The sequence below is a fragment of the Streptomyces sp. NPDC006458 genome (assembly GCF_040612135.1).
Taxonomy (GTDB): Bacteria; Actinomycetota; Actinomycetes; order Streptomycetales; family Streptomycetaceae; genus Streptomyces.
The window spans coordinates 23,123-41,181 of record NZ_JBEXPR010000008.1; the positions used below are offsets into that span (position 1 = coordinate 23,123).

The 18,059-nt window shown below is 72.2% G+C and carries 17 protein-coding genes; 5 read left to right on the forward strand and 12 right to left on the reverse strand.

Going from position 1 to position 18,059, the window contains the following annotated elements:
- Positions 1-297: 297 nt before the first annotated feature.
- The 4 genes from ABZZ79_RS12830 to ABZZ79_RS12845 form a co-directional block, all read right to left on the reverse strand.
- A complete protein-coding gene (locus ABZZ79_RS12830; protein ID WP_356688954.1) occupies positions 298-1,326 on the reverse strand; it encodes a 6-phosphofructokinase in 1,029 nt (342 codons plus the stop codon).
- Between the two features lie 169 nt (positions 1,327-1,495).
- Positions 1,496-2,173, reverse strand: a complete 678-nt coding sequence (locus tag ABZZ79_RS12835; protein ID WP_356688955.1) for a response regulator transcription factor — start codon at positions 2,171-2,173, stop codon at positions 1,496-1,498.
- Positions 2,170-3,384 (reverse strand): DUF5931 domain-containing protein, encoded by a 1,215-nt coding sequence (locus ABZZ79_RS12840; protein ID WP_356688956.1) that lies wholly within the window; start codon positions 3,382-3,384, stop codon positions 2,170-2,172. Before ABZZ79_RS12840 ends, ABZZ79_RS12835 begins: the two co-directional genes overlap by 4 nt.
- 32 nt (positions 3,385-3,416) lie before the next feature.
- Positions 3,417-4,157, reverse strand: coding sequence for a lysophospholipid acyltransferase family protein (locus ABZZ79_RS12845; protein WP_356688957.1), 741 nt, complete (start codon positions 4,155-4,157; stop codon positions 3,417-3,419).
- 205 nt (positions 4,158-4,362) lie between these two features.
- Here ABZZ79_RS12845 and ABZZ79_RS12850 point away from each other — a divergent pair, with 205 nt between their 5' ends.
- Both ABZZ79_RS12850 and ABZZ79_RS12855 read left to right on the forward strand, forming a co-directional pair.
- On the forward strand, positions 4,363-5,142 hold the full coding sequence (locus tag ABZZ79_RS12850) for an alpha/beta fold hydrolase (RefSeq protein ID WP_356688958.1): 780 nt from the start codon (positions 4,363-4,365) through the stop codon (positions 5,140-5,142).
- On the forward strand, positions 5,135-5,722 hold the full coding sequence (locus ABZZ79_RS12855) for a hypothetical protein (protein WP_356688959.1): 588 nt from the start codon (positions 5,135-5,137) through the stop codon (positions 5,720-5,722). Before ABZZ79_RS12850 ends, ABZZ79_RS12855 begins: the two co-directional genes overlap by 8 nt.
- 63 nt (positions 5,723-5,785) lie before the next feature.
- Here ABZZ79_RS12855 and ABZZ79_RS12860 read toward each other — a convergent pair whose 3' ends face one another.
- The 6 genes from ABZZ79_RS12860 to ABZZ79_RS12885 form a co-directional block, all read right to left on the reverse strand.
- A complete protein-coding gene (locus ABZZ79_RS12860) occupies positions 5,786-6,532 on the reverse strand; it encodes an endonuclease/exonuclease/phosphatase family protein (protein ID WP_356688960.1) in 747 nt (248 codons plus the stop codon).
- Positions 6,533-6,656: 124 nt separating this feature from the next.
- Entirely contained in the window at positions 6,657-7,610 is a 954-nt protein-coding gene (locus ABZZ79_RS12865; RefSeq protein WP_356688961.1) for an ROK family glucokinase, read from the reverse strand.
- A gap of 120 nt (positions 7,611-7,730) precedes the next feature.
- Positions 7,731-8,195: a DUF5304 domain-containing protein gene (locus tag ABZZ79_RS12870; protein ID WP_356688962.1), complete on the reverse strand. Its 465-nt coding sequence runs from the start codon at positions 8,193-8,195 to the stop codon at positions 7,731-7,733.
- 57 nt (positions 8,196-8,252) lie between these two features.
- The gene (locus tag ABZZ79_RS12875; RefSeq protein ID WP_356688963.1) at positions 8,253-9,428 is read right to left on the reverse strand and encodes an ArsA-related P-loop ATPase; all 1,176 of its coding nucleotides are present in this window, start codon (positions 9,426-9,428) and stop codon (positions 8,253-8,255) included.
- Between the two features lie 334 nt (positions 9,429-9,762).
- A complete protein-coding gene (locus tag ABZZ79_RS12880) occupies positions 9,763-10,203 on the reverse strand; it encodes an SRPBCC family protein (RefSeq protein WP_356688964.1) in 441 nt (146 codons plus the stop codon).
- A 117-nt stretch (positions 10,204-10,320) separates the two neighbouring features.
- Positions 10,321-11,118 carry a metallophosphoesterase gene (locus ABZZ79_RS12885; RefSeq protein ID WP_356688965.1) on the reverse strand — a complete coding sequence of 266 codons (798 nt, stop codon included), beginning with the start codon at positions 11,116-11,118 and terminating at the stop codon, positions 10,321-10,323.
- Between the two features lie 320 nt (positions 11,119-11,438).
- On the opposite strand from ABZZ79_RS12885, the gene ABZZ79_RS12890 reads away from it, so the two are divergent.
- On the forward strand, positions 11,439-13,235 hold the full coding sequence (locus tag ABZZ79_RS12890) for an AMP-dependent synthetase/ligase (protein WP_356688966.1): 1,797 nt from the start codon (positions 11,439-11,441) through the stop codon (positions 13,233-13,235).
- A gap of 350 nt (positions 13,236-13,585) precedes the next feature.
- Here the strand turns inward: ABZZ79_RS12890 and ABZZ79_RS12895 are convergent, their stop codons facing one another.
- Positions 13,586-14,728, reverse strand: coding sequence for a glycosyltransferase family 4 protein (locus ABZZ79_RS12895; protein ID WP_356688967.1), 1,143 nt, complete (start codon positions 14,726-14,728; stop codon positions 13,586-13,588).
- Between the two features lie 123 nt (positions 14,729-14,851).
- Between ABZZ79_RS12895 and ABZZ79_RS12900 the strand changes: the two genes are divergently transcribed.
- Positions 14,852-16,087: a glycosyltransferase 87 family protein gene (locus ABZZ79_RS12900; RefSeq protein ID WP_356688968.1), complete on the forward strand. Its 1,236-nt coding sequence runs from the start codon at positions 14,852-14,854 to the stop codon at positions 16,085-16,087.
- On the opposite strand, the gene ABZZ79_RS12905 is transcribed toward ABZZ79_RS12900, so the two are convergent.
- Positions 16,048-17,355, reverse strand: coding sequence for an MATE family efflux transporter (locus ABZZ79_RS12905; RefSeq protein WP_356689157.1), 1,308 nt, complete (start codon positions 17,353-17,355; stop codon positions 16,048-16,050). The genes ABZZ79_RS12900 and ABZZ79_RS12905 overlap by 40 nt on opposite strands.
- Before the next feature lie 120 nt (positions 17,356-17,475).
- Between ABZZ79_RS12905 and ABZZ79_RS12910 the strand changes: the two genes are divergently transcribed.
- Entirely contained in the window at positions 17,476-18,009 is a 534-nt protein-coding gene (locus tag ABZZ79_RS12910; protein WP_356688969.1) for a PadR family transcriptional regulator, read from the forward strand.
- Positions 18,010-18,059 lie beyond the last annotated feature (50 nt).

The following is an 18,059-nucleotide window of genomic DNA, read 5'->3' on the forward strand; positions in this document are numbered from 1 at the left end:
CTGTTGAATATATCCGTGCGGGTTTGCGGGGCTGCTCGCGCCCACGCGGCGGAGCCGCACATCGACACAGCCCCGCGCCCTGACCAGCGCTTCCTTCGGGGCGCCCTTCCCGCGGAACCGCGTGGCCTACGAGACCGGCCGCGCCCTCGCGGCGGAAGCCGTACATCGGCACAGCCCCGCGCCCCTGACCGGCGTCTCCATCCGAGCGTCTTTCTGAGGGGCGCGGGGAACTGCGCGAACGGCCACGACGGCGCCGCGGTCGAAGGACCGTCTGTCACGGCACGTCCAGCGCACTGCCTAGCCGAAGAAGACTCCCACCTCCTTGTAGAGGGTCGGGTCCACCGTCTTCAGGCGTTCCGTGGCGGCGGCGATGGGGACTCGGACGATGTCCGTGCCGCGCAGGGCGACCATCTTGCCGAAGTCGGCGTCGCTGACGCAGTCGATCGCGTGGAGGCCGAAGCGGGTGGCGAGCCAGCGGTCGAAGGCGCTGGGGGTGCCGCCGCGCTGGACGTGGCCGAGGACGGTGGTGCGGGCCTCCTTGCCGGTGCGGCGTTCGATCTCGCGGCCGAGCCACTCGCCGATGCCCGACAGACGGACATGGCCGTAGGCGTCGAGGGAGTCGTCCTTGAGGACCGCGTCGCCGCCCTTGGGCATCGCGCCCTCGGCGACCACCACGATCGGGGCGTACGACGCCTTGAAGCGGGAGGTGACCCAGGCACACACCTGGTCGACGTCGAAACGCTGTTCGGGGATGAGGATGGCGTTGGCGCCGCCCGCGAGGCCGGCGTGGACGGCGATCCAGCCGGTGTGACGGCCCATCACCTCCACCACCAGGACGCGCATATGGGACTCGGCGGTGGTGTGCAGCCGGTCGATGGCCTCGGTGGCGATGCCGACGGCGGTGTCGAAGCCGAAGGTGTAGTCCGTGGCGGACAGGTCGTTGTCTATCGTCTTGGGCACCCCCACACAGGGCACGCCGTACTCGTCGGCGAGCCGCGCGGCCACGCCGAGGGTGTCCTCGCCGCCGATGGTGATCAGCGCGTCGATCTCCAGCTTGGCGAGGTTCTCCTTGACGCGGCGGATGCCGTTCTCCTCACGGAGCGGGTTGGTGCGCGAGGAGCCGAGGACCGTGCCGCCGCGCGGCAGGATGCCGCGCACCGCGGGGATGTCCAGCCGGACCGCGTCGCCCTCCAGGGGACCGCGCCAGCCGTCCCGGAAGCCGGTGAACGTGTAGCCGTACTCCTGCACGCCCTTGCGGACGATGCCGCGGATGACCGCGTTGAGCCCGGGGCAGTCGCCGCCCCCGGTCAGTACTCCGACCCGCATGGAAAAGTCCCTTCGCCGCGGTTGCCGAATCCGCCCATGCCGAACGCGCACGTGCCGAACGCGCGTGCCGTGCCGTGTACCTGTGATGCAGACAACACGCTAACCGTGACCCAGGTCACTTCGGCATGGTCAGGGCCGGGCATTTCCGGTGAACTCGGGGCTGCCGGGCTCACTCGTCGTCGAGACCCCGCTCTATGGCGTAACGGACGAGCTCGACGCGGTTGTGCAACTGGAGCTTGCCAAGGGTGTTCTGGACGTGGTTCTGGACGGTGCGGTGGGAGATGACCAGGCGCTCGGCGATCTGCTTGTAGCTCAGGCCCTTGGCGACCAGGCGCAGTACCTCGGTCTCGCGGTCGGTGAGCCGGGGCGCGCCCTCGTCGTTGTCGGTGCCCGCGGCGGGGGCCGGTTCGGAGGCCAGCCGGCGGTACTCGCCGAGGACCAGGCCGGCCAGGCCGGGCGTGAACACCGGGTCGCCGACCGCCGTGCGGCGCACCGCGTCCAGGAGTTCCCCGGTGGAGGCCGACTTCAGCAGATAGCCGGTCGCGCCGGACTTCACGGCCTCCAGCACGTCGGCGTGCTCACCGCTGGCGGACAGCACCAGGACGCGCAGGGCGGGGTTGTGGCCGACGAGTTCCTTGCAGACCTGGACGCCGGGCTTGACGGGCAGGTTCAGGTCGAGGACGAGGACGTCGGGCGCGGCCGCCTTGGCGCGGCGCACGGCCTGGTCGCCGTCGCCCGCGGTGGCGACCACGTCGAAGCCGGACTCGGACAGGTCCCGGGCGACCGCGTCACGCCACATGGGATGGTCGTCGACCACCATGACCTTGATCGGGCCCTGTTCGCTCATCGCCGCTCCGCCTTCCCCCGTGAGACCTTCGGTATCTTCAGCTCGACCTCCGTGCCCTGGCCCGGGATCGAGATCAGCTCGGCCGTGCCGCCGAGGTCGCGCAGCCGTCCGCGGATGGACAGGGCCACGCCCATGCGTCCCTCGCCCTCGGCCTGGGCGAGCCGGCCCTCGGGGATGCCCGGACCGTCGTCCCGTACGGTGACGATCACCTCGTCGGGCCAGTCCTCGACCAGGATCCAGGCGCGGGCGTCCTCCCCCGCGTGCACCCGGACGTTGTCCAGGGCCGCCCCGACCGCCGCCGCCAGTTCGCGGGCCGCCGCGGGCGCCATCGGCACGGGCGCGCCGGGCTCGGCGAGACTGACCCGGGCGGAGGCGAAGGGCGCGAGCAGGGCGCGCGCGTCCACCGGCCCGTCGTCGTCCGGCTCCTCCACGGCTCGTACGACGGCCCCGTCGGCGGTGTCCTCCGACACGCGGGAGACGGGCACCAGGCCGCCGGAGACCAGGGTGCGCAGCGCGACCTCCTGCTCCCCGGCCATACGGCCCAGCTCGGCGGCCTCGCCGCCGATGATCGCGCCGCGCCGCTGCACCATGGCCAGCACCTGGAGCACGCTGTCGTGGATGTCCCGGGCGAGCCGCTCCCGCTCCCGGGTCGCGGCCTCGATCTCCAGGGCGCGGGCGAGGGTGCGCTCGGAGGCGCGGGCCACCTCGACGACGTAGCCGATGGCGATGGCGGCCACCCAGACGAGGACGACGTTGTGGACGGTGTCGCGGGCCGGCTGGCCGCGCTCGATGAGGTTGGCGACGGCGACGGCCGTGGACGCGCCGGCCGCCCAGCGCCAGCCGCCCTTGATCGCGAAGGCGAGCACCGACCCGGCGGTCCAGATCGACGGCAGCGTCGGGCCGCCGTCCGCGATCCGCTCGGAAGCGTCGGCGAGCGGGGTGAGCAGGATGCCGGTGAGCGCGATCGTGAGGTCCACGGCGAGGAACCGCCGGGTGCAGCTCGCCGCGTTCTGCACGCGGGGCAGCGTGGTCAGCGTCCACACCACGAGCACGGCGTAGTAGCCGACGGCGAGCCAGGGGCGGGTGAACTCCTCGTACGCGGTGGCGAACAGGCCGACCGCGTACAGCATGGTCAGCACCCGGTAGGCGGTCAGCGCACGCCACAGCGGCAGCTCGACCGACATCCTCATCACTCTTACGCGCTTGGCCACCGGCCCACTCCCCCGAACCCCCGGATTCCCCTCTAGTCGCTGCTTCTGGCGGCCTTGGCGGCTTCCTTGGCGGCTTCCTTCGCGGCTTCCTTCTCGGCCTTTGCCGCCTCCGCGATCTGCCGCTTGGCGGCGGTCGCGTACACGTCGACGTACTCCTGGCCGGAGAGCTTCATGATCTCGTACATGACCTCGTCGGTCACCGCCCGCAGCACGAACCGGTCGTGCTCCATGCCGCGGTAGCGGCTGAAGTCCAGCGGCTCGCCGATCCGGATGCCCGGGCGCATGACCTTCGGGACGACCTTGCCGGGCGGCTGGATCTTCTCGGTGTCGATCATGGCGACGGGGATCACCGGAGCGCCGGTGGCGAGCGCCACGCGCGCGAGGCCGCCGGGCTTGCCGCGGTACAGACGGCCGTCGGGCGAGCGGGTGCCCTCGGGGTAGATCCCGAACAGCTCGCCGCTCTCGATCACGTCGATGCCGCTCTTGATCGCGGCCTCACCGGCCCCGCGCGCCCCGGAACGGTCCACGGGCAGCTGGCCCACGCCCTTGAAGAACGCCGCCGTCAGCCTTCCCTTGACCCCGGGGGTGGTGAAGTACTCGGCCTTCGCGATGAACGTCACCTTGCGGTCGAGCACGGCGGGCAGGAAGAAGGAGTCCGAGAACGAGAGGTGATTGCTCGCCAGGATGGCGGGGCCCTCGGCGGGAATGTTCTCCAGGCCCTCCACCCAGGGCCGGAAGACGAGCTTCAGCGAACCCCCGATGGTGACCTTCATCGCGCCGTACAACAACCGAGTGCCTCCTGTGTCTGTGGATCAGACCTTAACCCCAAGGTCCCGCGAGTGGCCCGACGACCCTGGTCGGTGTCCGTGCGGTCGCGTACGGTGAACCACACCTGGACTCTTGCCGGAGCACTCCTGGACTCCGGTCCCAGCCTCCACAGCACGATCCCCAGCCCCCTGATGAACAAGGAGACCGAAGGTGCCGGTCCTTCCTGGAGCCGAGCCGTACCGCCGTGAAGGCGGGGAGGTCGGCGTCCTGCTGTGCCACGGCTTCACCGGGTCGCCCCAGTCGCTGCGCCCGTGGGCGGAGTACCTCGCCGAGCGCGGTCTGACCGTGTCCCTGCCGCTGCTGCCCGGGCACGGCACGCGCTGGGAGGACATGGCGGTCACCGGCTGGCAGGACTGGTACGCGGAGGTGGACCGCGAGCTGCGCGCCCTCACCGCGCGCTGCACGCAGGTCTTCGTGTTCGGCCTGTCCATGGGCGGCGCGCTGTCCCTGCGCCTCGCGGCCAAGCACGGCGACGCGGTCAGCGGCCTGGTGCTCGTCAACCCGGCGAACAAGGTGCACGGCCTGTCGGCGTACGCCCTCCCGGTCGCCCGGCACCTGGTGCGCACGACGAAGGGCATCGCCAGCGACATCGCCAAGCCCGGCAGCGAGGAGGTCGGTTACGACCGGGTGCCGCTGCACGCCGCGCACTCGCTGCGCCGGTTCTTCCAGCTCGTCGACGGCGAGCTGCCCCAGGTCACGCAGCCGCTCGTGCTGCTGCACAGCCCACAGGACCATGTCGTGCCGCCCGCCGACTCGGCCCGCATCCTCAGCCGGGTGTCCTCCACCGACGTCACCGAGATCCTGCTGGAACAGAGCTACCACGTCGCTACGTTGGACCATGACGCGGACCGGATCTTCGAGGAGAGCTACGCGTTCATCGGCCGGCTCGCACCCAGTGTCGGCAAGGAAGGGACGGCGGCAGGTGGCTGAGCACGACTCCGAGCGCGAGGACCGGGAGGAGCGCGACGGCCTCGGACCGGAGGAGCAGAACGTGCCCTTCGACGAGGCCGCCGCCTGGGCGGCGATCGTCGCCGGGTACGGCGACGAGCCGGCGGACCCGCCGGGCTCCAAGCCGTTCAAGTCGGTGGAGGACCTGGCGCTCCTGGAGGCCGAGACCAACACGGACGGCGAGGGCGAGGCGCCCGCTGTGCAGAAGGAGCCGCCGAAGCCCCTGGGCAGCTCGGTGTCCTTCGCCCCCGGCGTCGGGCCGCGCGACTACGCGGTCGCCGAGCCCGCCGAGGAAGACTTCGACGAGGACGACGAGGGCCACTTCGAGCCGCCCGAGCCCCCGCCGCTGCCCGCCGCCGACACCACCGCCAAGTTCGCCTGGCTGGCCGTGGTCGGCGGCCCGCTGCTGCTTCTGCTGGCGGTCGTGCTGGGCTGGGACATGACCTGGTGGCTGACCACGCTCTGCATCGGCGGGTTCCTCGGCGGCTTCGCCACGCTGGTGGCGCGGATGCGGACGGACGACGAGGACGGCGACGACCCCGGGCGAGGGGCCGTCGTCTAGCGCCCAGGCGGGCAACGTTCGGACGGGGCGAACGCTGCCTGTCGGGGCGCTGGAAACGCGCTGCTAGCCCGCCGGGATTCTGAGGGCGGCCAGGACCGGAAGGTGGTCCGTGGCCGCCCTCAGGTCTTCCCCGGTGATCCCGGGCTCCCCGAGCGGCACCCCGCAGCCCAGCACCTCGACGCCCTTGGTCGCGAAGATCGCGTCGATTCGGCGGTGGGGCGCGTCGCGGACCCAGGTGTGCTCGGCGCCCCAGGGGGCCACGGCCCGGCAGTCCTGGAGCTCGGTGGCGAGCCGCTGGAAGGTGGGGCCGGTGGGCCGTTCGTTGAGGTCACCGCCGGCGACGACGTGTTCGGTGCCGAGTGCGGTGAGGCGCTCCAGAAGCACGCCGCCCTGCTCGTGGCGCTCGGTCCGGTCCAGGGACAGGTGGCAGCTGATCACGCCGAGACGGGCACCGCCGAAGCGGACCACCGCCGTGGCCAGCCCGCGGCGATGCCGGCCGGGGGTGAGCGGGAGCAGGACGTCCTCCGTGCGCTCGACCGTGGCCCGCAGACCGCAGAGCAGCGCAGGTCCGGCCGCGGTCGCGCCGCCGGAGAGGATCACCAGATCGGCGGCGCGTGCCACGCGGGCGAGTTTCTTGCGCCAGCGGAAGAAACGGGGTGCTTCCTGGACGAGGACCAGGTCGGGGGTGCAGGCCTTGACGACCCGGACGAGGGCGTCGGTGTCGTCCCTCAGGGAGCGGACGTTGTAGCTGAGCACCCGGATGACTGCGGAACCGTCGGCCTCTGTGCGGGAGTTGGGGAGCGGCGCCATGGTCGTCAATGTACGCCCACCGGGCCGGAGCGCGGCGGACGTACGCGACGGGCCGTTCGCCGTGGCTCGTCGTGCCCACGCGGCGGAGCCGCGTGGCCGCACAGCGCCGCGCCCCGTGAGGCGCTCACATGATCGGGTCGGGCTCCCGGGCCAGGTCCGCCGCGCCGACGAGTCCGGCCTTGTTGCCGAGCTGCGCGGCGATCACGTCGGCCACCGGGCGCCAGTTGCCGCCCACCAGCCAGCGCTTGTAGGAGTTGCGGATCGGGTCGAGAACCAGGTCGCCCTCGTCGGAGAGTCCGCCGCCGACGATGAAGGCGGAGGGGTCGAAGAGGGAGGCCAGGTCGGCGAGGCCGGCGCCGGCCCAGCGGGCGAGCTCACGGTAGGAGTCGACGGCGACCGGGCAGCCCTGCCGGGCGGCCATGGAGATGTGCTTGCCCTCGATGCCGTCGGGGGTGCCGTCACCGAGCGCGAGCAGGATGTCGGCCAGCTCCGGGGTGGCGTTCGCGCGCTGCTTGGCGTAGCGGACGAGGGCGCGGCCGGAGGCGTACTGCTCCCAGCAGCCCTGCGAGCCGCAGCCGCACAGCAGGCCGTCCGGCACCATGCGGATGTGGCCGAATTCCGCGGCCACGCCGAAGTGGCCGCGGCGCAGCTTGTTGCCGATGATGATGCCGCCGCCGAGGCCCGTGCCGAGCGTGATGCAGATGACGTTGCGGTGGCCCTTGCCGGCCCCGAACCGGTACTCGCCCCAGGCGGCCGCGTTGGCGTCGTTCTCCACGACGACCGGCAGATCGACGCGCGCCTGGACCTTCTCCTTGAGCGGTTCGTTGCGCCAGTCGATGTTCGGTGCGAAGTAGACGGTCGAACGCTGACGGTTGACGTATCCCGCGGCACCGATGCCCACGCCCACGATCTCGTGACCGGCGCGCGCGCCCTCCACCGCCGAGGCGATCGCGTCGATGATGGCGTCGGGCGTGGTGGGGGTCGGCACCTTGAAGGTCGAGAGGATGTTGCCTTCCTCGTCGACCACGCCGGCCGCGATCTTCGTGCCGCCGATGTCGACGCCGATGGTGAGTCCCATGAATCCCTCAGTTTCGGTCGAGCCCCGCTACGGCCAACCGTACCCGAGGCCCTGCCGTGGGACAGGCGTCGTCCACCGGCCGGGCAGGCGGGAGCCCGGGTGCTGGACATCAGGGCGGTGTCAGTCCAGGTCGATGCGCTGCCCCGGTCCGCCGTCCTCGCCCTGCTCGGGGTCCTTCTCGAAGTCCGCTGTACGGGATGTCCAGCGGTTCTCCTGCCCCTGCACGGCGGAGCGGTAGGCGGCGAGGAGTTCCTGGCCTGCGGAGGCGAGGTGGTCGAAGACGTCCGGGTTTCGTTCGATGACGGGTTCGACGGCGGCCTTCGCCTGCTGGACGACCTGCTGCACGACCTGCTGGGCGGCGGGTCCGGCGACCGCGCCGAGCAGCGGGGACTGCAGTCCCGTGAGCTTGTCGGCGACGGTGTCCAGGAGCCGGCGCAGTTCCTCGGCGGCCGAGCCGGGCTGGGTGCCGTGCTGCTGCCGGCGCCGGGCCTGCTCCGCCGCGAGGTCCTCCGCGCAGGCCGCCGCCCAGGCGTCGGCGTCGGCCGCGGTCGGACGCTCTCCCGCGGTGGGGTGCTCTTCGCTCATGGCGGGCTCCTGACTACGGTTCGTTCCTTCGACGTTACCCGAACGGGCGCGCCGCCTTCACCGCCCGGCCGGCCAGAGTCCGGGGTCCGGCGCGAAGCGGATGCGCAGTTCCTCCTCGCGCAGGCTCGCCCCGGCCACCGTGCACCGCCGCAGCGCCGAGGGCAGCGGCACGATCCGCCGGAACCGGCCCGCGCTCAGGACGAGTTCGTCACCGCGCCGGATCAGGTCCAGTTCCTCGCGCCGGGCCCCGGGCAGCGGGATGTGCCAGACCAGCACCCCGTCCTCGGCGAGCCGGTCGGCCACCGGCCACTCGACCGTGGACGTCTCGTCGCGGGGGCCGGGCACCTCCAGCCGCTCCAGGTCCTCGCGCCCGCGCGGATCGCGGCCGAGGTGCGCCACGGGCCGCACGTCGTGTCCGCCCTGCCACTCCTCCAGCACCTTCCGCTGCTGCGCCACGGGGCCGGCGAGCCAGCTGCCGGGCCCGGCCTCCCGCTCGGGCAGCACCCGGGCGGCGAGCAGTCTCTCGGGCCGCCGTCCGCGCAGGGCGAGGCCGAGGCCCGCGGTCCGTACGGCGTCGGCGCCGGCCGGAGTGGGCTCGGCGACCAGCCGCACATGTGTGTTCCGGTCGGCGAGGACGGCCTCGATCGCGGCCAGTTCGAGATCCCAGCGGGCCGCGGTCTCGTACAGCCACTCCGCAGGCATCGGCACCCCGGCCAGCCGTCCCAGCACGGGGCGCAGCGCCCTGGCCGCCTGCCGCTCGGGGGGCAGCAACCGCCGCAGATAGCGGCGGAGTTCTCCGGGCAGGGCGAGCAGGGCGAGGCCCCGGTCGAGCGGGGGCAGGTCGACGACGACCAGGTCGTGGGCGTCCGACAGGGCGGCGTCCCGCAGGGCCCGCAGCAGACTCAGCTCCTCGGCGCCGGGCAGCGCGGTCATCTCCTCCGCCTCCAGGCGGGCGGCACCGAGGAGGTCGAGGCCGGTGGCGACGCGCTTCTGAAGGGCGACGAGGTCGTCCCTGAAGTCGGCCGCAGGATCGGGTCGCCAGGCGGTGAGGTTCTCGCCGACCCGTACGGGCTCGGGTCCGGTGGGCACTCCGAGGGCCGCGCCGAGGGTGTCGGTCCGGTCACCGCCCAGGACGAGCGTGCGCTGTCCGGAGCGCGCCCCGGAGAGCGCGGTGGCGGCGGCGACGGTCGTACGGCCCGCGCCGCCGGGGCCCAAGATCAGGATGGTGCGCATGAGGAGGAACGCTAACCGAGACGCCGGAGAAGAGGCGCGGGGAACGGGGAACGGGGACCGGGGCACCCGCGACGAGGCGGGGGAACCGCGCACCCGGCCGCCGGGACGGCGCGGACGCGCCACTTCCCGGACTCTGACGCCACTTCCCGGACCCGACGACCCACTTCCCGGACCCGACGCTACTTCCCGGGCTCCCGGACCCGACGCGTCACTTCCCGGACCCGACGCGCTACTTTCCGGACTCGACGCGTCACTTCCCGGACTCGACGCGCTACTTTCCGGACTCGACGCGTCACTTCCCGGACTCGACGCGCTACTTTCCGGACTCGACGCGCTACTTTCCGGACTCGACGCGCTTCTTCAGTCCGGCGAGCGCCCGGTCGATGATGACCTTCTCGGCCTTGCGCTTGATCATGCCCAGCATCGGGATCTTGACGTCGACGGTGAGCTGGTAGGTCACCTCGGTCGAACCGGCGCCCGCGGCCTTCAGCACGTACGACCCGTCGAGGGACCGCAGCATCTGGGACTTCACCAGGGTCCAGGAGACCTCGTTCTGCCCGCTCCACGTGTAGGCGAGCACCTGGTCGTCCTTGATCGCGCCCGCGTCCATGACGAGCCGCACCTGCTCGGCCCGGCCCTGTCCGTCGGTCGCGAGGACCTCCGCCTCCTTCACCTCACCCGTCCAGTCCGGGTAGCGCGCGAAGTCGGAGATCACCCCCATGACGTCGGCCGGTGCCGCCTCGATCGTGATGCTCGAACTGGTGTGTTCCGCCATCGTCGTGGCTCCTTCGGATGCCGGCCGGAGGGAAGTCGGGCAAGTCGTGGTGCGCACGTGTGTGCAGCGTGAAGGCTACCGCGCCCCCGACCTGCCGACTTCACCCCCTTCCAGCGGTCACCATTCGAGCGCCCAGGGGCGGCCCGTGCCCGCGAAGTGACCGACGTTGACGCACTCCGTCGCCCCGATGCGCATCCGCCGCACCAGGGGCTGATGGACGTGTCCGAACAGGGCGTAACGGGGGCGAGTACGGCGGATCGCCGCCAGCAGGGCCCGGCTGCCGCGCTCGAAGCGGCGCGCGACGGTGTCGTACACGAGCTCCGGCACCTCCGGCGGGATGTGCGTGCACAGCACGTCGACCTCGCCGACGGCCTCGATCTTGGCGGCGTACTCCTCGTCGGAGATCTCGTAGGGGGTCCGCATCGGGGTGCGCAGGCCGCCGCCGACGAAGCCGAAGACACGGCCGCCGATCTCCACGCGCTCGCCGTCGAGGACGGTGACGCCGGGGCGGACGAAGTCCTTCCACAGCGGGGGGATGTCGACATTGCCGTAGGTGGCGTACGTCGGGTGGGGGAAGGCGGCGAACAGCTCGGTGTACTGCTTGCGCACCGCGCTCTCGATGAAGGTGGCGCGGTCGCCGTCGAGCCCCGCCCACAGCCGGGCGCCGAAGGCGTGGGCCTCCTCGAAGCGGCGGGCGGTGCGCAGCTCGACGATGCGATGGGCGTTCTCGGTGCCGAACAGGTCGGGGAAGATGCCGCGCGAGTGGTCGGCGTAGTCGAGGAAGAGGACGAGGTCGCCCAGGCAGATCAGGGCGTCGGCGCCGTCTCCGGCCCGCGCCAGGTCTGCCGCGTTGCCGTGCACGTCACTGATCACGTGAACGCGGGTGCCGCGATCTCCGGCTCGTGTGGATGCCATGGCGATCAAGGGTAGGCGGCGCACGGCTGTCGTGAACAGTCGCGGCCGGACCTGCGGTTACTGGCTGGTTCCGAACGCTTTCGACTACTGTGCGCAAAGGAACACCAATCCGTGTGACGCAGCGAACATCTCGCCGGGAACCCCTGTCATTGAAGCCATACCGGCGGGTAACGTCCGGGCGGTCCAGTCGTACTCAGGTTTTCAACCAGTGGTTCTCAAGGAGGACCGTGGCCGGAAATCCGGGTACTTGCCCGAGCCTTGGACCGCACCGTCGCATCACACAACGTCGTGGCGCCGGCGCCCTATGAGGAGCAGCAGTCTTGCGCGAGTTCAGCCTTCCGGCTTTGTACGAGGTCCCCGCGGACGGCAATCTGACCGACATCGTCCGCAGAAACGCCGCGCAGCACCCCGACGTCGCCGTCATCGCCCGTAAGGTCGACGGCCGCTGGCAGGACGTGTCCGCGCGGGAGTTCCTCGCCGAGGTACGGGCCGCCGCCAAGGGTCTGATCGCCGCCGGTGTGCAGCCCGGCGACCGGGTCGGGCTGATGTCCCGCACCCGCTACGAGTGGACCCTGCTGGACTTCGCGATCTGGAGCGCCGGCGCGGTCACCGTGCCGGTGTACGAGACCAGCTCGCCGGAGCAGCTGCAGTGGATCATGTCCGACTCGGGCGCGACCGCCTGCATCGTCGAGCTGGACAACCACGTGGCCGCCGTCGAGGCCGTACGCGACTCCCTGCCCGCCCTCAAGCACGTCTGGCAGATCGAGGCCGGCGGCGTGGAGGAGCTGGGCCGGCTCGGCCAGGACGTGCCCGACGAGACGGTGGAGGAGCGCAGCTCGATCGCCAAGGCTGACGACCCGGCGACCATCGTCTACACCTCCGGCACCACCGGCCGCCCCAAGGGCTGTGTGCTCACCCACCGCAGCTTCTTCGCCGAGTGCGGCAACATCGTCGAGCGCCTGCGGCCGCTGTTCCGTACCGGCGAGTGTTCGGTCCTGCTCTTCCTCCCGCTCGCCCATGTCTTCGGGCGGCTCGTGCAGATCGCGCCGATGATCGCGCCGATCAAGCTGGGCTGCGTCCCGGACATCAAGAACCTCACCGACGAGCTGGCCGCGTTCCGCCCGACGCTGATCCTGGGCGTGCCGCGCGTCTTCGAGAAGGTCTACAACTCGGCGCGTGCCAAGGCCCAGGCCGACGGCAAGGGCAAGATCTTCGACAAGGCCGCGGACACCGCGATCGCCTACAGCAAGGCGCTGGACACCCCGTCCGGCCCGTCGCTCGGTCTGAAGCTGAAGCACAAGGTCTTCGACAAGCTGGTCTTCAGCAAGCTGCGCACGGTCCTCGGCGGCCGGGGCGAGTTCGCCATCTCCGGCGGCGCCCCGCTGGGCGAGCGCCTCGGTCACTTCTTCCGCGGCATCGGCTTCACGGTCCTGGAGGGCTACGGCCTGACCGAGTCCTGCGCGGCGACCGCGTTCAACCCGTGGGACCGGCAGAAGATCGGCACGGTCGGCCAGCCGCTGCCCGGCTCGGTGGTGCGTATCGCGGACGACGGCGAGGTGCTGCTGCACGGCGAGCACCTGTTCAAGGAGTACTGGAACAACCCGGGCGCGACCGCGGAGGCGCTGGCCGACGGCTGGTTCCACACCGGTGACATCGGCACCCTCGACGAGGACGGCTACCTCAAGATCACCGGCCGTAAGAAGGAGATCATCGTCACCGCGGGCGGCAAGAACGTCGCCCCGGCCGTGATCGAGGACCGCATCCGGGCGCACGCGCTGGTCGCGGAGTGCATGGTGGTCGGTGACGGGCGGCCGTTCGTGGGCGCGCTGGTCACCCTCGACGAGGAGTTCCTGGGCCGGTGGGCGGCCGACCACGGCAAGGCGGAGGGCTCCACCGCGGCGTCGCTGCGCGAGGACCCGGATCTGCAGGCCACGATCCAGGCGGCGATCGACGACGGCAACGCCGCGGTGTCGAAGGCGGAATCGGTGCGGAAGTTCCGCATTCTGTCCTCCCAGTTCACGGAGGAGTCGGGCCACCTGACGCCGTCGCTGAAGCTGAAGCGCAACGTGGTGGCGAAGGACTACGCGGCCGAGATCGAGGCGATCTACGCCAAGTAGACGGGGTGGGTTGGCGTCGGGGGGTGGGTGCGGGTGGTGGGTGGTTGCTCGCGCCGTTCCCCGCGCCCCCGGAATGGTCGCGTTGTCGTCCGCGCCCTTCAGAGAGCTCGCGGCGTTGCCCGCACCCCCCAAAGACTTGCGCAGTTCCCCGCGCCCCCGAAACGGGTCGCGTCGTCGTCCGCGCCCTCACAGAACTCGCGGCGTGCCCCGCACCCCCCGAAAGACTTGCGCAGTTCCCCGCGCCCCCGAACGGGGCGCGGCGTCGGCCGCGTTCTCAGAGATGTCGCGGCGTTGCCCGCGCGCCCGCGCGGCTCGTGCGGTCCGTGTCGTTGGGGTGGAGGGCGGGGTTTCTACAGCAGGGTCTTCAGGTTCTCTGCCAGGAGGTCCCAGCGCCAGGTCTGCTCGATCCAGGTTCTGCCGCGGTCGCCCATTCTGCGGCGGAGCTGGGGGTCGGCGAGGAGGGTGGTGATGCGGTCGGCGGTCTCGTTCGGGCTGTCGCCCCGGACGACCCAGCCGGTCTCGCCGTCCAGGACCGCGTCGGGGGCGCCGCCGGAGTCGCCGGCCACGACGGGCAGCCCGGTCGCGGAGGCCTCCAGGTAGACGATGCCGAGGCCCTCGACGTCGAGGCCGCCCCGGCGGGTGCGGCAGGGCATGGCGAAGACGTCGCCGGCGCCGTAGTGGGCGGGGAGTTCCGACCAGGGGACCGCGCCGGTGAAGCGGACGGAGTCCGCGACGCCGGTCTCGCCGGCCAGGCGGCGCAGGTCCTTCTCGTAGGGGCCGCCGCCGACGATCAGGAGCACCGCGTCCGGCTCGGCCGCGAGGATGCGGGGCATGGCCCGGATGAGGGTGTCCTGCCCCTTGCGGGGGACGAGACGGGAGACGCAGACCACGACCGGGCGGTCGGTCAGGCCGAGGCGGGCGCGGACCTCGGCGCCGCCCGAGCCGGGGTGGAAGGTCTTCTCGTCCACGCCGGGCGGCAGTTGCACCATGCGCGCGGCCGCGGCCGGGCTCAGCGCGGTCGCGATCCGGGAGCGGGTGTACTCGCCGAGGTAGGTGATCGTGTCGGTGGAGTCGCCGATCCGGCGCAGCAGCTGCCGGGCGGCCGGCAGCTGGGCCCAGCCCGCCTCGTGGCCGTGGGTGGTGGCCACCAGGCGCTCGGCGCCGGCCCTGCGCAGCGCGGGCGCCATCAGGCCGAGCGGGGCCGCCGCGCCGAACCACACCGCCGTGCAGCCGTGCTCCCGCAGCAGCCGCGCGGCGGTCCGGGTCGCGCCGGGCGTCGGCAGCAGCATGGTCGTCCGGTCCCGTACGACGGTGAAGGGCTGCTCGGCGTCGAAGGCGGCGGTCGCCTCGACGCCCTCGTGGCCGCGCTTCCAGGTGGAGGCGTAGACGACGACGCGGTCGGGGTCGAGCCTGAGGGCCATGTTGTGCAGGAACGCCTGGATACCGCCTGGTCTGGGCGGGAAGTCGTTCGTCACGATCAGGGTCTTGCGCATCGCCGCCGACCTTACCCAACGTAGACTCGCGGTTCGGCACCCGGCCGCGCCGCACGGCGTGCACCCGGGCCGCCGGGAGATCATGGTCCCCGGACGACGGGCAGCGGACGGAGCGGGGCGCACGTGAACGAGACGGTCGGTCGGGGCTCGGTGTTCGGACTGCTCACGGTCTGGAGCCTGACCCGGCTGGCCCTGCTGCTGTTCGTCTTCAAGGTGTTCGTCTTCCCCGGCCCCGACGTCACCAGCGACGTGTCCTTCATCTACCACGGCTGGAACGACGTCCTGAGCGGCGGAACGTTCCCGCAGAACGACGTCACCTGGCAGTACCCGCCCGCCGCCGCGCTGGCGATCCTCTCCCCCGCCGTGCTGCCGTTCCTGGAATACGCGCAGGCCTTCTTCGTGCTGGCCTTCCTCGCCGACTTCGCCGTCCTGGCGATGCTGCTGTTCGCCGGGCTGCGGCCGGGCCGCACGATGCGCGGCGCCTGGGTGTGGGTGATCGGCGCGGCCATGCTGGGCCCGACGGTCTACGCCCGCTACGACGTGATGGTCACCGCGGTCGCGGTGGCCGCGCTGCTCGCCGGGGCGCGGCATCCGCGGCTGATGGGGGCGCTGGCCGGCTTCGGGGCGCTGCTGAAGGTGTGGCCGGCGCTGCTGCTGGTGGGCTGTGTGCGGCGCCGGGCGTGGGGCGCGGCGGCGCTGACCGCGGCCGGGCTCGCGGTGGTGTTCATGGTGGCGATGCCGGGCGCGTTCGCGTTCCTGACCTTCCAGCGGGACCGGGGCACCGAGGTGGAGTCGCTGGGCTCGCTGGTCTTCCATGTGGCCCGGCACCACGGCTGGGAGGGCCAGGTCCTGCTGAACTACGGCTCGGTGGAGTTCCTCGGCCCGTACGTCGACGTGGTGAGCACGGCCGCGCTGGCGCTGACCGGGATGGCGCTGGGCTGGCTGCTGGTGTGGCGGCTGGCCGCGGTGCGGTTCACGACGACCACGCTCGCCGACGCCGCGTTCACGGCGGTGCTGCTGTTCACCACCACCAGCCGGGTGATCAGCCCGCAGTACCTGGTGTGGCTGGTCGGCCTCGCCGCCGTCTGCCTCGGCTACCGGGAGAGCCGGATGCGCCTGCCGGGCCTGCTGGTGGTGGCGGCCTCGCTGGTGACGGTGCTGGAGTTCCCCGTCTGGTTCGCGCATGTGGTCGCGAGCGACACCCTGGGCGTGAGCCTGCTGGTCCTGCGCAACGGCCTTCTGGTGGTCGCCTGCGTCGCGGCGGCCCGTGAGCTGTGGCGCGCGACGGCGTCCCGCGCCGCCGCGATCCCGCTGCCCGGTCAGGCCGCCGCGGCCAGGGAGACCCCGGTCGGCTCCTGACGCCGGGCGCGCCGCCGGAACAGCGCGGCGGCCACCGTGCCCTGGAGAGCCATGGCGAGCGCCATCGCCAGACACACCCCCGGCAGCCCGAGCCCCGACAGGCCGTACGCCAGTGGCAGCTGTACGGCCGTGCCGAGCAGGGTCACCCGCAGCAGCGCGCCTGCTCCCCCGCTGCCCTCGAAGACCCCGCCGAGCGCGATGAACCCGGCCATCAGCACCAGGTAGGGGCCGACGCAGCGCAGGAACAGCACGCCCTGCCGGGCGATCTCGCCCTCGGCGCCGAAGGCGGCCATGATCCACGGGCCGGCGAGGGCCAGTGCCGCCACCGCCACCGCCCCGGCCGTGACCGAGACCAGCACGGCCTGCCGCCCGATGGCCCGGCGCTCCTCTCGCCCGGCGCCGAGGCTGTGCGCGGTGTGGATGGCGGCGGCCTGGCGCACCGCGTAGAAGGCCATGGTCGCCACGTACAGGCTCTTGTAGGCGATGGCGTACGCCGCGACCGCCGTCACGCCGATCCGGGCGACGATCGCGATCAGGACCAGGGTGCCGCCCTGGCGGACGGTGAAGTCGGCGGCCATCGGCAGCCCGGTCGTCAGGGTGCGGCGCACCAGGGCGCCGGAGCGGGCTCCTGCCGCGCTCCGCAGCAGGGTGTCGCGCCGCAGGGCCACCAGCCCCACGCCGAGCGCCAGGCAGCGGCACAGCACTGTCGAGACCGCCGCGCCCCGAACGCCGTAGAGGTGGATGAGGAACGGGTCGCAGACCAGGATCAGTCCGTTGGTGAGCAGCGCGAGACGCATCGGGGTCCGGGTGTCGCCGGCGCCCTTGAGGATGCCGTCGACGAGTTGCTGCGCGAAGAACACGGCGATCCCGGGGATCGAGATCGCGAAGTAGCCGACGGCGAGGGGCAGTGCCGCGCCGCCGCCGAGCACCAGGCGTGCGAGCGGTTCGCGCAGCAGGAGGCCGCCGACCACGACCACCGGAGTGACCAGCGCGAACACGGCCCATCCGCCGCGCACGGCCGCCTTCAGGGCGGCCGGATCGCCCGCCCCTCTGGCGTGCGCGACCAGCACGGTCGTCCCGGAGCCGAAGACCAGGGCGACGCCGAGCAGCACGTTCTCGGTGTTGGTCGCGACGGCGACGGCGGCCACGGCCGGGCCGCCGAGCCGGGAGACCCAGACGGTGTTGATGATCCCGGCGGCCACGGAGGCCAGGAGCGAGAGATAGACGGGGTGGGCGAGGGCTATGAGCCGTTTGCGATGACCGTTCAGGTGTCCGATCCCCCTCGGAGCCGGATACCTCGACACCGGCTACCTCGATACGAGCTACCTCGTTTCGGGGTAGCTCGATAAGAGGTAGCATGCGGGCACGGCCGACCACAAGGAGGAACGGTGCTGGAGCTGTCGATCCTCGGCTTCCTCGCCGAGGAGCCGCTGCACGGCTACGAGCTGAAGGAGCGCATCAAGGCCCTCAGCGGCCATGTCCGCCCCGTCAGCGACGGCGCCCTGTACCCGGCGATCAACCGCCTGGTCGGGGCGGGCAAGCTGGACCAGCGCACGGAGGACGGCGCGAGCGCGGCGCCGCGCCGGATGCTGTCCCTGACCGAGAAGGGACGGGCCGACCTGCTGCAGCGGCTGCGCGAACCGAAGCAGGCCGAGATCACGGACCAAGTGCGCTTCAACACCGTGCTCGCGTTCCTGCGCCAGCTGCCCGAGCGGCACGAGCAGGCCGCCGTGCTGCGGCGACGGCTGGACTTCCTTCAGACACCGACGAGCTTCTTCTACCGGGACGGCGAGCCGGTGGGCGCGGAGGAGGCCGACGACCTGTTCCGGCAGGGCATGCTGCGGGTCGCCCGCGCGACCGGACAGGCGGAACGGAAGTGGCTGCGGGAGGCGATCGCCGTGCTGGACGGCGAGGCGGCCTGAGCCAGGCAGCCTGCTCGGGCGTCGCGCCGGACGGCCCGCTCGGACGTCGC